Here is a 12,715-nt window from a genome sequence, read left to right as displayed (position 1 = left end):
TCTCTTCCGGGTGGGGCCGTCATGCGGTCAGGCGCCCGGCCGCGTACGCGACGACGGCGGGCAGTGCGTCGTCGCTCGCCGCGTGGACGCAGCCCGGTCCGACGCCGAGTATTGTAGACAACCCGGGCGGCGCGCCGAACGACAGCCCCGCGATCGTAACGCCGCGCTGCCGGCCCTGGTGTGCCGCGCGGCGCGCGTCCTCGACGAGGTAGCGCGGATCGAATACGTCGATGTCGGCGGCTTCGCCATCGCCGATCATCAGCACGGCGGCGCGCGCGCCCGCGGCTTCGCGGCGCAGCAACGCGAGCGCATGCCGCAGCGCCGCGCCCGTGCGCGTGCTCATCCCGGTGTCGGCCGCGAGCAGCGCCGCGCGGCGGCCGGCGTCGAAGGTCTCGCCGAAATCCTTGAAGCGCGCGTAGTACACGCGATGTCGGCTGTCCGACGTGTAGCCGTGCACGGCCCAGCGCCGGCGCTGCCGGTCGAACAGGTCGCCGAGCACGAACGCCGCGCGTTTCTCGAGCGCGGCGACTTGCGCGGCCGTCGATGCGGACAGGTCGAGCAGCATCAGCACGGGCCCGCGCGCGGCGTGCGGCACGCGGCGCCGGAACACGCGCGGATCGGGCGCGTGCCCGGCGCGGCGCGCGATGCGTGCGGCGATCGCCGCATCGACGTCGAGCGCATGGCCGTCGAGCTGGCGGCCGACGCGCCGCTGCAACTCCGATGCGCGCGCGGCCGGCATCCGCTTCGCGGCGCGCCGGTCGGCGTCGATCAGCGCGGCAAGCGACGGCGGCGGCGTCGACGCGGCGGGCGCGCGTTCGACGATCGTCGTCCAGTCGCGGCGTTCGCGCTGCGTGTGGCAATTCCACTCGGGATAGCGCGGCGCATCGGGCGCGGGCGGCGGTTCGTCGTCGGGATCGTCGCCGCGGCCGCCGGTCGAAGCCGACATCTCGACGCCCGCGTCGCCTGCCTGTTCGGCCGCTGCCGCGGCCGGCTGCGCCCACAGCCATGCATTGTCGTCGCGATACGGCAGCCATGCGCCGTCGTCGGGTTCGAAGCGTACGCGCATCTGGCCGAGATCGTTCGCGAGCCGCGACGCGATCGCGCGGAACGCGCGATAGTCGTCGAGCGAGTCGCGGCGCTCGGCGAACAGCTGCGCGCCCTTGTCGACCCACGGGTTGCCGTCGCGATACGACGGATCGAACAGCGTCTTCGCGAGCCGTGCGCACAGGCGGCCGAACGTGAGCCCTTCGCGCTCGATGCCCGCGAACGCGGGCGCCCAGCAGGTCGCGAGCCCCGGCCAGGTGCGCGCGAGCAGCGCTTCGACCCGCGCGTCCTCGATCAGGCCGGCCACCGCGATCCCGATCGGCGTCAGCGTGTCGACCGGTTCGCCCGGCGGTGAATGCAGCCAGTGCGCGAGCGCGTGCGCGGCCGCCGCGACGCGGACGTCGGGCGGCAGCGCGCGCGGCACGCGCAGCGCGGCGTGGCCGAGCGTCGCGCGCGGCGCCGCATCGTCGAGCCGCACGTCGGTCTCGCGCGCGGTCATCCCGTGCAGGAAGCGGGCCAGCCGCAGCGCGCTCATGTCGCGAAGTGCGCAACGGCCATCGTCTGCAGCGCGGCGCGCGTGTCGGCATCGTCGGTCGCCGCGTCGCTGATCGCGATCCGGCACGCATCGAGCGGCGCGAGCCCCGCGACGATCAGCCGGGCCGCGTGGACGAGCAGCCGCGTCGATGCGCCTTCGTCGAGCCCGTTGCCGGTGAGCGCGAGCGTGCGCGTGCGCTGCGCGAGATCGACGAGCCGGTGCGCGGTGGCCCGGTCGGCGCCGCTCTCGCGCACGATGACGTCGGCCTCGTGCGCGGCCTCCGGGTAGCCGAAGTCGATCGCGACGAAGCGCTGTCGCGTCGACGGCTTCAGCCGCCGGTGTTCGCCGTGATAGCTGGGGTTGTACGAGATCACCAGATGGAAATCCGGATGCGCATGCACGACCTCGCCTAGCCGGTCGAGCGGCAGCACGCGCCGCGAGTCGGTCAGCGGGTGGATCACGACCGTCGCATCGGGGCGCGCCTCGACGATCTCGTCGAGATAGCAGATCGCGCCATGCCGCGCCGCGAGCGTGAGCGGCCCGTCGGCCCAGTAGGTGCCGTCGGCGTCGAGCAGGTGCCGGCCCGTCAGGTCGGCCGCGGACGTGTCGTCGTTGCAGGCGACCTGGATCAGCGGCAGGCCCATGCGCCACGCCATGTATTCGACGAAGCGGGTCTTGCCGCAGCCGGTCGGCCCTTTCAGCAGGACCGGCAGGTGCTGGCGGCAGGCCGTCTCGAACCAGTCGGCCTCGGCGCCGGCGGGCTGGTAGAACGGTGCGTCGGCGATGCGGTGCCCGGCGAGCGGATCGACGGCAAGCGGCGTATCGCGTGCGCTCATCACCACCTCCCCGTCATCATCAGCATGCCGGGCAGCCAGCAGGTGCCCACGCCGATCGCGATCGTGTAGCCGGGCAGGAAGCGCACGGGCCGCTTCAGCCCGAGCGCGACGAAGAACAGGAACCACAGGCTCGACCACAGCACCCACATGGTGCCGACGCGCACGTCGTGCGACGTGCCCGCATAGACGAGTGCGCTGATCGCGACGAACAGGCAGTACCAGCCGAGTCCCGCGCCTTGCAGCCCGCGCCACTGGACGGCGGCGAGATACAGGTACGTGAACGCGAACAGCAGGCCGCCCGCGCTCGAGAAATACTGCGGCGGCGCGGAGGCCTGCGCGAGGCCGGCGAGGTTGATCAGCAGCGCGAGCAAGCCGACGAGCAGGTTCAGGCCCGCCGCGTCGCGCGGCTCGATGCGGCCGGTGAGCGCGACGCCGTTGACGACCAGTACCGCGCCGATGAAGAAGAGAGCGACACCGAGCATGATGAAGGCTCCTGAGTGGGACGGCGCCGTTCGCGCAGGCGGCGCGAACGGCCGGGCGGGGCGCGTGCTCAACGGTGCGCGGGCGCTTCGGACGGAATGCCCTCGATCGGGCATTCGGGCGTGCCGGGCGTCGCGCGCGTGAGGCGCTCGACGGCCTGGCGCGTGCCGTCCGGGTCGTTCACCCAGTTCGCGTAGAACTCGAACGGGCATTGCGCGACGCCGTTCGGCGATTCGCCGGAACCGATCTTGCCCGTGTAGCCGCGGTGCAGCAGCTTGTACAGGTGGTTCTGCGACTGCATGTTGCGGCGCGCGTCGCGGATCAGGCTGACCGACAGCTCCGCATACTGCACGCCGTTTTCCTCCTCGCCGCATTCGCCGAGCGTGCGGCCGTCGAAGCCGACGATCGCCGAATGGCCGAAATACGAGTACACGCCGTCGAACCCGGACGCGTTCGCGACCGCGACGTAGCAGTTGTTCATGAACGCCATCGCCTTCGATACGAGCACCTGCTGGTCCTTCGCCGGGTACATGTAGCCCTGGCAGCGCACCACCAGTTCGGCGCCGCGCATCGCGCAGTCGCGCCAGATTTCCGGATAGTTGCCGTCGTCGCAGATGATCAGGCTGATCTTGAGCCCCTTCGGCCCCTCGGCGACGTACGTGCAGTCGCCCGGATACCAGCCTTCGACCGGCACCCACGGCATGATCTTGCGGTACTTCTGCACGATCTCGCCCTTGTTGTCGATCAGCACCAGCGTGTTGTACGGCGCCTTGTTCGGGTGTTCCTCGTGGCGTTCGCCGGTGAGCGAGAACACGCCCCACACGTTTGCCTTGCGGCACGCGGCCGCGAAGATGTCGGTTTCCTCGCCGGGGATCGTCGAGGCCGTGTCATACATCTCCTTCGCGTCGTACATGATCCCGTGCGTCGAATACTCGGGAAACACGATGAGATCCATGCCGGGCAGGCCGCGCTTGATGCCGACCACGCGCTCCGCGATTTCGCGGGCGTTGGCGATCACCTCGGCGCGCGTGTGCAGGCGCGGCATCTTGTACTGGACGACGGCGACGCCGACGGCGTCGTTGCTGCTGGAAATATCGCCATGACGCATGGTGTGCTCCTGGTTCGGGTGAAGACGTGCGTTTTCGAAAGGCAAAAAAAAGCCCTTGCCTCGACGCGCGAGGCAAGGGCTTCTTTGCCGGTCCGTTCATCCGACAACGCTGTCGGATAACGGGAATGCGGATGGGCGGCCGGATGCGGGGCCGGCGCGGCGCGGGCTATCGGGCGCGCGCTGCGCACGATCGTGGGACGTCTTTGTCCGCCGGATCGATGGGATGCACTCTATGCAAAGTTTTTTCTGGATGCAACATCGCGTATACCCCGGCACGTGACGGCGGCACCGCGCGCCGCGCTCGCGGCTGTGCGAGCGGACGAGGGCGCCGCGGGTTCGCGGGCATCGGCGAATCGACCGGCATGCCGGCCGACGCGATTCGTAAAGGTTGCGCGCACAACTTTCTATGATGTGCCGGCGGGAATCGAAGCGCGCTCAGCCCCGACCGCTCGACGCGTTGCTCTCGAGGAAGTTGTCCACCGCGACCAGCGACGCTTCGTCGAGCGTCCCCAGCACGCTTTTCAGCTTCAGTTGCAGCTTCAGCGCATCGAGATAGCTGTCGAACAGCTTCTGCCGGATGCCCGAGATGTCGCGCCGCAGGTTCAGCGTTTCGTACGTCGTGCTGTAGCCGACCTGGTGCGCCTTCATCGACGAGTCGTAGGCGAGCCGCGCGGCCTGCAGCGATTGCTGCAGCGCGCGGATGCGCGTGCCGACCGATTCGAGCGCGGACAGCGCCTCGCGATGGTCGGTGCCCAGTTGCTCCTCGACCTCGCGCAGCCGGTTGCGGTACTGCTCGGTCACGTGCTCGGCTTCCATCTGGCGGTAGTACACGCTGCCGCCGGAAAAGATCGGGATCGTCACCTGCACGCCGACCGCGCTCTGGTGGAAATCGGAGCGGTCGGTGAGCCCGCGCAGGTTCGGATTGAGCCCGCGCGAATACGAAGCGAACAGGTCGACGGTCGGCAGGTGCTCGGCGCCGACGCGTTTCGCGGCGAGCCGCGCAACCTGGACGTCGCGATACGCCTGCTGGTAGGCGGGGTTGTCCTGCGGCGCATATTCGCCGGACGGAATGCGCGGCGACGACCCGCGCATCGCGAGCCGCGGCCAGCGCGCGAAATCGATCGTCGAACCGAGCAGCGTCTCGTAGCGTGCGCGGCGCGCATCGACGTCGGTTTGCGCGAGCGCCTCGTCGGACTGCGCGAGGCTGCGGCGCGCCTCGATCTCGGCCGTATCGCCGATCGTTTTCATCCCGAGCTGCGCCATGCGTCGCGTATCGCTTTCGAGCCGCGTGAGCGCGCTGACTTCGTCGTCGGCCGACTGCAGTTTCTCGCGTGCGCTCAGCAGGTCGAAGCACGCGTTCGCGACCCGCAGGATCAGGTCCTGCTTCGCGACCTCGAGCTTCTGCCTGGCCGATTCCTCGTACTCGGTCGCGCGCCGCATGTCGTACAGGTAGGGCACGTTGAACAGCGCCTGCGTGATCTGCGCGGCGCCGTAGGCGGCGTTGTTCGAGCCGCTGACGTCGATGCCGAACAGGTTCGCGTGCGTGCCGTAACGCCCCCATTCGAGTTGCGCGGTGGCCTGCGGCAGCATCTGCGCGCGCGCCTCGGGAAATTTCTGGCGTGCCGCGTCGTATTCGTTGCGCGCCTGCAGGTAGCGCGGATCGTGCACGGCGGCGTACTGGTAGGCGGCGTCGAGGCAGAACGCGTGCGCGTTCGCCGACAGGGTTACTATCGTTACAGCCAACGATGTCACGGTTGCAAGTCGGGGATTCCACCTAGTCGAAAATCTTGATAGGGAAATACCCGCATTCCGCGCCGATGCTCCGCGATTCTCATACCTCGTTTCAAACATGGCCGTCTCCGTCTCCCGCCCGTGCCGCAACGCATGGCGGCGGGATTTAAACGTTTTGAAATTGAAATCCAAACAACCTGAATGCCGGCAATCCGTCGCGCATCGGAAAACGCACCCGTAAGAGTGTGTCCTCCATTGAATTCCGATGCGCTCGCATGATAGCCTGATTTCGGCTCGTAATCGCTGTGATTATTAGATTAACAAGTCGCTAGGGATTAAAAGCCGTTGGTATTTCAATGAAGGTTCTTTGCATCATCTTTATTTTTTACGAGGAGAGAATGATGAAGGTCATGACGACGGAACAGGTCAGGAATGTGCATGGCGGCGGTGCGATCAGCTCGCTGGGTAGCCTCGCCGTTGACGCCGCGCCGGTGGTGACCGCGCTCGGCCAGTTCCTGCCGAGCCTCGGCAATTACCTGCAGAACCCGAAGACGTTCAATAACACCGGCAAGTAACCGCCGTGCGCGGGGAGGCGCCCCCCGCGCGAGATGCTGCGAAACAGAAGGAAAAGAATCGATCGCCGCAGCGGCAATAAAGCGAATCCGAAATGCATGGTTTTCGGATCGGGCGATTATCAGGAGGCAGGAGTGCCGGATTATTGCCGTAATAAAGTAAACGGCCATTGAGTTTGCGATTGGCCGGCGGCTGAAGGCATTCCGACTATATAAAGGCCACAACAAATGCGAGACATCACGGAAGAACAGGCCCGCCAGATTCGCGGCGGCGCGTCGCTTTACTCGAATTCGGCCGCCTATACGGTCGATCTCGTCAACCAGTCGATCGGATCCACGCTGCAGGGCCTGATGACGCAGTACCAGACCCGCGCCGTCGAGCAGTTCCGGATGTCGCTCGGCTCGTCGCGCTGAGCGGCCCGCCGGGCTGCCGGCAACACCGATCTCCCGTCGCAGCCGGCACCCGCCGGCTGCGCCCTTGCTTATCGCGCACGACCTGCCGCGGGCCCGCACGGCCAGGCCCGGGCGGCGCGTCGTCGCGCCCCGGGTGCCCGACCATGCTCTTCAATACGCGTAAAGTCCGTCCGGTCCTGCAGGACGAGGTGACGGAGTGCGGCCTGGCCTGCCTCGCGATGATCGCGTCGTGGCACGGGCGCGAAACGACGTTGCGCACGCTGCGCAACCGCTATCCGGTCCGGATCGATTCCGGGCTGTCGTTCTTCGACCTGATGGAGATCGCGAACGATCTCGGCCTGCGTGCCCGCGGGCTGCAGTTCGACGCGGGCGAGCTCGACGCGCTCAAGACGCCGTGCATCCTGCACTGGGGGATGAACCACTATGTCGTGCTGACGAAGGTCGGCTACGGCAGCGTGCACATCGTCGATCCCGCGCTCGGCGAGACGAAGCTGCCGCTCGCGCAGGCGCTCACGCACATCACCGGCTACGCGCTCGAACTGAATCCGGACATCGGCTTCACGCGCGCGGGCCAGGCCGACCGGATCCGGCTGCGCGACTACCTCGAAGGGCTGACGGGCATCCGCAAGAGCCTGGCGATCGGCATCGCGGGCGGCGTCGCCGCGCAGCTCCTGCTGCTGCTCGGGCCGTCGTACGTGCAACTGACGATCGACGAGGCGCTGAAGAAAACCGACGTCGACATCCTGTACCTGCTGACGATCCTGTTCGCGATCGTGTTCCTGTTCGACACGCTGTACGCGAACCTCGTCGGCAACATCAAGAGCTACCTTCGCAATATCGTGTCGCAGCAGTTGTCCGCGAACATGGTCGGGCACCTTGCCCGGTTGCCGATCGGCTATTTCCTGTTCCACAACACCGGCGATTCGATCTCGCGGGTGTCGTCGGTGTCGGAGGTCGGGCGGTTTCTCGTCGACGGGCTGGTCGGCGGCCTGCTCAATCTCGTCACCTGTACGCTGACGCTCGTGCTGATGCTGTACTACAGCCCCGTGCTGGCGGGCATCAGCCTGGCCGGGATGGTGCTGTTCGCGCTGAGCCGGCTCGCGATCCAGCCGCAGCTCCAGGACGCGATGTCGCAGATCCTCACGCGCGGCGCCGAGGCCGATGCGCTGCTGATCGAAAACATCCGTTCCGCCCATTCGATCAAGCTGCTGTCGGCGGAGACCGCGCGCAGCAGCCTGTGGGTCAACGCGTTCACGCAGAAGCTGCAGGCGATGCGCCAGCAGGAGCGGCTGCAGTTGATGTTCGATTCGATCTCGAAGGGGATCGTGCACGTCGAGCAGCTCGTGATCGTCACCTACGGCGCATGGCTCGTGATGCACGGCCAGAGCACGATCGGCGTGATCTATGCGTTCATCCAGTACAAGAACCTGTTCGCGGACAAGTTCATCGATTCGATCCAGCTCTATGTGCGCCGCAAGGTGCTGCAGGTGCACATGGACCGCGTCGCGGACGTGCTGCAGACCGAAACCGAGGAGCCCGCGCCGGACGCCGTCGTGCGGCCGGTCGACGGGTTCGACGGCGCGCTGTCGATTCGCGCGCTGTCGTACACGCCGAAGGGCGGCAACCGCCCGATCCTGCGCGACATCGCGCTCGACGTGCCCGCGGGCGGCAAGATCGCGATCGTCGGCCGCACCGGCAGCGGCAAGACGACGCTGCTGAACCTGATCTGCGGCCTGGTGCGGCCCGAACCCGGCACGCTGTTCGTCGGCGGCGTCGATCTCGCGGACGTGAACCTGCGGCAGTACCGCAAGCATCTGGCGGCCGTCACGCAATCGGACCAGCTGTTTCGCGGCACGATCCGCGACAACATCACGAACTTCGCGCCCGCGCCGCGCATCGGCGCGATGTTCGATGCGGCGAAGCTCGCATGCATCCACGACGAGATCGAGCAGCTCGACCATCGTTACGACACGCCGCTCGGCGATACGCAGAAATTCCTGTCGGCCGGCCAGATGCAGCGCCTGCTGATCGCGCGGGCGCTGTATTGCGAGCCGCGCCTGCTGATCCTCGACGAGTTTTCGTCGAACCTCGACCAGGCGACGACGCACGAGATCTGCCGCAACGTGCTCACGCTGCCGTGCACGATCGTGCTGGTCACGCACGACGCGTCGATCCTGTCGAGGGTCGACCGGATCTACCGGATGCACGACGGCGTATTGACCGATGCGACCGACGAATGGCGCACGGTCGGGGAGACGCAGTGATGCTCGGGCGACTCTTCCTGCTCAATCCGTTCTCGTACGCGTTCCTGGTGCGCCGCGTCGTGCGCGCCGTCGCGCTGCGCACGTCGCCCGCGCGCGGGCTGCGGCTGATGCGCTGGTGCTCGGGCGCGTGCCTGCGCTGCTTTCCGTGCATTCGCGAATCGATCGAACGCGCGGTCGCGTACATGCTGAGCGCACACCTGAACGACGATCCGCGCCGCGTGCGGGACGTTTCGGCGGCGATCGTGCGCGAACTGTTCGAGGCCGAGTTCGCGGGGCTCAAGCTGCGCACGCACAGCCTCGCATCGATGAAGTCGATGATCGACGGGATGGCGTGCGAGGGCGACGCGCAACTGCGCGCGGCGCTCGCGCGAGGCGGCCCGCTGATGCTCGCGGGGCTGCACTTCGGCAACCTGATGCTGTTCGTCACGAAGCTGCGCTTCATGATTCCCGACGACCGCAAGCTGATGGTGATCCTGCACCGCGACGCGCCCGGTGCGTTCTTCGACGACGCGCTGCGGCTCGTCGCCGAATACGGCGCGGGCGAAGTCGATTTCATCGACATCGAGGAGCGCGTGCACCTGCGACGGCTGATCACGAGCCTGCGGCGCGAGGCGCCCGTGTTCCTGCTGTTCTCGGACCTGCACGGCAAGTTCGGCAAGACCAACCGCTGCCGGCTCGGCGGGCGCTGGGTGCGGATGGCCGGCGGCGGCGTGAAGCTCGCGGTCGAGCAGGGGATTCCGCTGCTCGTCGCGTATGCGACGGGCGTGCCGTTCCGCGATCGCTGCACCGTGCATTTCACCGAGCTTGCGGGCGGCCCGCTCGCGCCGATGCTCGGCGCGGACGACGATGCGTCGCCGGTGCGCGCGACGCACCAGCGCATCGTCGACCGTCTCGAACAGGCGCTGGTGCGCCAGCCCGAGCAATGGCACTTCTGGGAACACTTCACGCCTTACCTGATGCCGACGCCGCTGCTCGATGCGGCCGCGCGGCGTCGCTCCTGACGAGCCCGCCCCATGCCGACCTGGAACTCCGCCCTTCGAGAACAGAAGCCGTCGCGCAAGCTCGCGCGCGGCACGACCTTCGGCACCGTGATCCACGGCGTCGTCGACGTGCCGGTATCGATGCGGTTCTTCTGCTACCTGTCGCTGACGATGTTCGCGATGTTCGTGATCGCGCTCGTCCGGCTGAGCTACGCGAATACCGAGAGCGTGTCGGGCATGCTGACGCCGCGCTCGGGGCTGATCGGCGTCAGTGCGCCGCCGGGCTGGGCCGTGCGCGACATCTACGTCGGCAAGGACCAGTACGTGAAGGCCGGCCAGCGGCTGCTGGCGGTGGCGCGCGACACGAGCTTCGTCAGCCAGGCGAACAACGTGCAGGGCATGCGCGCGGCGCTCGACCGGCAGCGCGTCGAGGTGACGCAGCAGATCGACGCGGCGCGCCTGGAATACCGGTCGTCGGTGCAGCAGGTCAACCAGCAGATCGCCGCGCAGGGCGAGAGCCGCGGGCTGATCGACCGGCAGATCCAGGACCAGAAGCGCATCGTCGACGAGTACGGCGAACGGCGCGCGCGCGTGAAGCAGCTGCTCGACGAGCAGGTCGTGACGCTCGAACAGTACAACCAGGTCAACACGCAGTACCTGCAGGCCGGGCAGGCGTACCAGGACCTGCTGCTGCGCCGCGCCGAGCTCGCGAAGAACGCGATGCAGCTGCGCGGCGATCTCGACACGATGCAGAGCAAGTACGACGGCGCGAACGCGGAACTGAAGATCAAGCAGGAGGAGCTGAACGCGAAGGAATACAACATCGACGAGAACGTGAACCAGGTGCTGTACGCACCGGCCGACGGGCAGATCGTGCGGCTCGACGTCGTGCAGGGCGGCGTGATCGACCCGCCGGGCACGCGCGTCGTCGAGATCCTGCCCGCGAAGGCGGACGGGCTGATCGCCGAGGTCTACATTCCGTCGTCGAAGGCCGGTTTCGTGAAGAAGGGGCAGGAGGTGAAGGTTGCGTACGCAAGCTATCCGGTCGAGAAGTTCGGCACGTATCGCGGCAAGGTGCTGTCGATCTCGCCCGTCGCGTTTTCGGCGAAGGAGCTGAACCTGCCGGTCGACGCCGCCACGCCGCAGACCTATTTCAAGACCTGGGTCGAACTGGCCGACCGCACGCCCGCGTTCGAGGGGCGGCCGCTGTCGTTGCGGGCCGGGATGATGCTGAAGGCCGACATCGTGCTGGAGCGGCGCAGCCTGCTCGAATGGCTGTTCGAACCGCTGTACCGGATCCGCCGGCGCCTGTTCGGCGTGCCGGCCTGAGCCGATGACGGGTCGCGACACGTACCGCCGCCGGGCGCGGCCGGGCGCCGCTCGCCCGCTGTCACGCTGGCTCGGCATGACGCTGATCGCCTGCGCGGCCGCCGCGCACGGCGCGCCGCAGCCGGCCGGCGAGGCCGGGCCCCGCTGGCAGGCCGGCGCCGACGGGATCGGCTTCTGGCCGGGCGGCGACGCCGACGGGTTCGATGGCAGTGCGTGGGCGTCCGGAGACGAGCCCGCGCGTGCCGGCCCGGCCGACGGGGCGCAACCGGCCGCCGTGCCGCTGACCGCGCGCAAGATCACGCTCGGGCAGCGCACCGGCGACGCGGCGCGCCGGTGCGCGGCATCCCGCGACGATGGCGCCGACGGCATCGGTTTCGACGGTAACGATCCCGCCAACTGCGACCCGGCCGCCGGCCAGGGCGCGCCGGACGACGCGCCGTCGCGCGACGTCGTCCATGCCGACCGGATGCCGTACGAGCTGCATCCGGTCGACCCGTCGCGGCTGCCCGACCTGCCGGCCGCCCAGGCGCCGCCCCTGCTGCAGCAACTGATGGGCGACGACCGCAACATGGTCGGCCTCGGCTGGCATTTCGTCGCGACGACCGGCCGCTCGACCCCCGTGACGACCCAGACCGGCGCGCTCGGGCTGAACAGCTTCCAGAACCCGGGCTCGAGCCTGTCGCTCGGCAATACGAATACGCTGGCGTTCACATTTACCCACTTTCTCACGGAGAACTGGGCGGCCGAACTCGGCGCGGGCATTCCGCCGGTGCTGACGCTGCGCGGGCGCGGCAGCATCGCGCTGCCGCTCGACCGCGTTTTTCCCGGCGTCCAGGGGCGTTTTCCGCTGATCGATCTCGCGAACACGCAAAGCAACCCGCTCGCGACCACGCGCGCGTGGCTCGGGTCCGTCGTGTTCAAGTACTACCTCGGCGAGCGCGACGACCGTTTCCGCCCGTTCGCGGGTATCGGCCTCAGCTATACGCGCTTCACGAACACGAACCTGAATCCGGTGTTCCAGCGCAAGCTCGCGTCGCTCGGCGGGCTGCTCGCGGCGGGCTCGGACATCGGCAGCCTGCAGTCGCTGCTGCTCGACCCGACGCTGTTCCAGCGCATCTGGGATGCCGGCGGCGATCTGCTGCTGTCGGGGAAGACCAGCGTATCGGCGAAGGTCAAAAGCGTGTGGGAGCCGGTGTTTACCGTCGGCGCGAGCTACCAGATCACGCGCCAGGTGTGGATCACCGGAATGGTCACGTATATCCCGTTACGTACGAAGATTACGCTGGACATCGACCAGCCGAACCGCCAGCTCGCGTCGAATACCTTCGATATTTCGGCGAACCCCGTGCTGGCGAGCGTGCTGCTCGCGTTTCGCTTCTGACGGGCGCGGGCCCTTTTTTCATGAATTTGACGCGCGACACT

Annotated in this window: 11 protein-coding genes; 6 read left to right on the top strand and 5 right to left on the bottom strand. The window is 67.9% G+C overall.

Features of this window, described 5'->3' with window-relative positions; translation table 11 throughout:
- Positions 1–19 precede the first annotated feature (19 nt).
- The 5 genes from GQ57_RS00775 to GQ57_RS00755 form a co-directional block, all read right to left on the bottom strand.
- Positions 20–1,579 carry a nitric oxide reductase activation protein gene (locus GQ57_RS00775; RefSeq protein ID WP_034196775.1) on the bottom strand — a complete coding sequence of 520 codons (1,560 nt, stop codon included), beginning with the start codon at positions 1,577–1,579 and terminating at the stop codon, positions 20–22.
- A complete protein-coding gene (locus GQ57_RS00770) occupies positions 1,576–2,415 on the bottom strand; it encodes a CbbQ/NirQ/NorQ/GpvN family protein (protein WP_034196774.1) in 840 nt (279 codons plus the stop codon). The genes GQ57_RS00775 and GQ57_RS00770 overlap by 4 nt, the downstream gene beginning before the upstream one ends.
- Positions 2,415–2,897: an AmiS/UreI family transporter gene (locus GQ57_RS00765; RefSeq protein ID WP_031396802.1), complete on the bottom strand. Its 483-nt coding sequence runs from the start codon at positions 2,895–2,897 to the stop codon at positions 2,415–2,417. The genes GQ57_RS00770 and GQ57_RS00765 overlap by 1 nt, the downstream gene beginning before the upstream one ends.
- 68 nt (positions 2,898–2,965) lie before the next feature.
- On the bottom strand, positions 2,966–4,003 hold the full coding sequence (locus GQ57_RS00760; protein ID WP_034196773.1) for an aliphatic amidase: 1,038 nt from the start codon (positions 4,001–4,003) through the stop codon (positions 2,966–2,968).
- 435 nt (positions 4,004–4,438) lie between these two features.
- The gene (locus GQ57_RS00755) at positions 4,439–5,854 is read right to left on the bottom strand and encodes a TolC family protein (RefSeq protein ID WP_034196853.1); all 1,416 of its coding nucleotides are present in this window, start codon (positions 5,852–5,854) and stop codon (positions 4,439–4,441) included.
- Between the two features lie 281 nt (positions 5,855–6,135).
- Between GQ57_RS00755 and GQ57_RS43250 the strand changes: the two genes are divergently transcribed.
- The 6 genes from GQ57_RS43250 to GQ57_RS00730 all read left to right on the top strand — a co-directional run bounded on the left by GQ57_RS43250 (position 6,136) and on the right by GQ57_RS00730 (position 12,674).
- A complete protein-coding gene (locus GQ57_RS43250) occupies positions 6,136–6,309 on the top strand; it encodes a hypothetical protein (RefSeq protein WP_006495012.1) in 174 nt (57 codons plus the stop codon).
- Positions 6,310–6,534: 225 nt separating this feature from the next.
- Positions 6,535–6,720, top strand: coding sequence for a hypothetical protein (locus tag GQ57_RS00750; RefSeq protein WP_031396799.1), 186 nt, complete (start codon positions 6,535–6,537; stop codon positions 6,718–6,720).
- A 143-nt stretch (positions 6,721–6,863) separates the two neighbouring features.
- A complete protein-coding gene (locus tag GQ57_RS00745; RefSeq protein ID WP_031396798.1) occupies positions 6,864–8,984 on the top strand; it encodes a peptidase domain-containing ABC transporter in 2,121 nt (706 codons plus the stop codon).
- Positions 8,981–9,985 (top strand): hypothetical protein, encoded by a 1,005-nt coding sequence (locus GQ57_RS00740; RefSeq protein ID WP_031396797.1) that lies wholly within the window; start codon positions 8,981–8,983, stop codon positions 9,983–9,985. The genes GQ57_RS00745 and GQ57_RS00740 overlap by 4 nt, the downstream gene beginning before the upstream one ends.
- A gap of 12 nt (positions 9,986–9,997) precedes the next feature.
- Complete coding sequence (locus GQ57_RS00735; protein WP_031396796.1) at positions 9,998–11,293, top strand: HlyD family efflux transporter periplasmic adaptor subunit; 1,296 nt, start codon at positions 9,998–10,000, stop codon at positions 11,291–11,293.
- Between the two features lie 4 nt (positions 11,294–11,297).
- Positions 11,298–12,674: an OmpW/AlkL family protein gene (locus GQ57_RS00730; protein WP_034196772.1), complete on the top strand. Its 1,377-nt coding sequence runs from the start codon at positions 11,298–11,300 to the stop codon at positions 12,672–12,674.
- Positions 12,675–12,715: the final 41 nt, after the last annotated feature.

The organism is Burkholderia sp. MSh2, assembly GCF_000731655.1.
In the GTDB taxonomy this organism is placed as follows: Bacteria; Pseudomonadota; Gammaproteobacteria; order Burkholderiales; family Burkholderiaceae; genus Burkholderia; species Burkholderia paludis.
Note: the sequence above shows the minus strand (reverse complement) of the source record. Positions and strands in the feature narration are given on the sequence as shown.

Coding starts and splice junctions, on each gene's coding strand:
- GQ57_RS00730 (WP_034196772.1), top strand. CDS start 11,298: ATGACGGGTCGCGACACGTACCGCCGCCGGGCGCGGCCGGGCGCCGCT.
- GQ57_RS00735 (WP_031396796.1), top strand. CDS start 9,998: ATGCCGACCTGGAACTCCGCCCTTCGAGAACAGAAGCCGTCGCGCAAG.
- GQ57_RS00770 (WP_034196774.1), bottom strand. CDS start 2,415: ATGAGCGCACGCGATACGCCGCTTGCCGTCGATCCGCTCGCCGGGCAC.
- GQ57_RS43250 (WP_006495012.1), top strand. CDS start 6,136: ATGAAGGTCATGACGACGGAACAGGTCAGGAATGTGCATGGCGGCGGT.
- GQ57_RS00750 (WP_031396799.1), top strand. CDS start 6,535: ATGCGAGACATCACGGAAGAACAGGCCCGCCAGATTCGCGGCGGCGCG.
- GQ57_RS00775 (WP_034196775.1), bottom strand. CDS start 1,579: ATGAGCGCGCTGCGGCTGGCCCGCTTCCTGCACGGGATGACCGCGCGC.
- GQ57_RS00765 (WP_031396802.1), bottom strand. CDS start 2,897: ATGCTCGGTGTCGCTCTCTTCTTCATCGGCGCGGTACTGGTCGTCAAC.
- GQ57_RS00745 (WP_031396798.1), top strand. CDS start 6,864: ATGCTCTTCAATACGCGTAAAGTCCGTCCGGTCCTGCAGGACGAGGTG.
- GQ57_RS00755 (WP_034196853.1), bottom strand. CDS start 5,854: ATGTTTGAAACGAGGTATGAGAATCGCGGAGCATCGGCGCGGAATGCG.
- GQ57_RS00760 (WP_034196773.1), bottom strand. CDS start 4,003: ATGCGTCATGGCGATATTTCCAGCAGCAACGACGCCGTCGGCGTCGCC.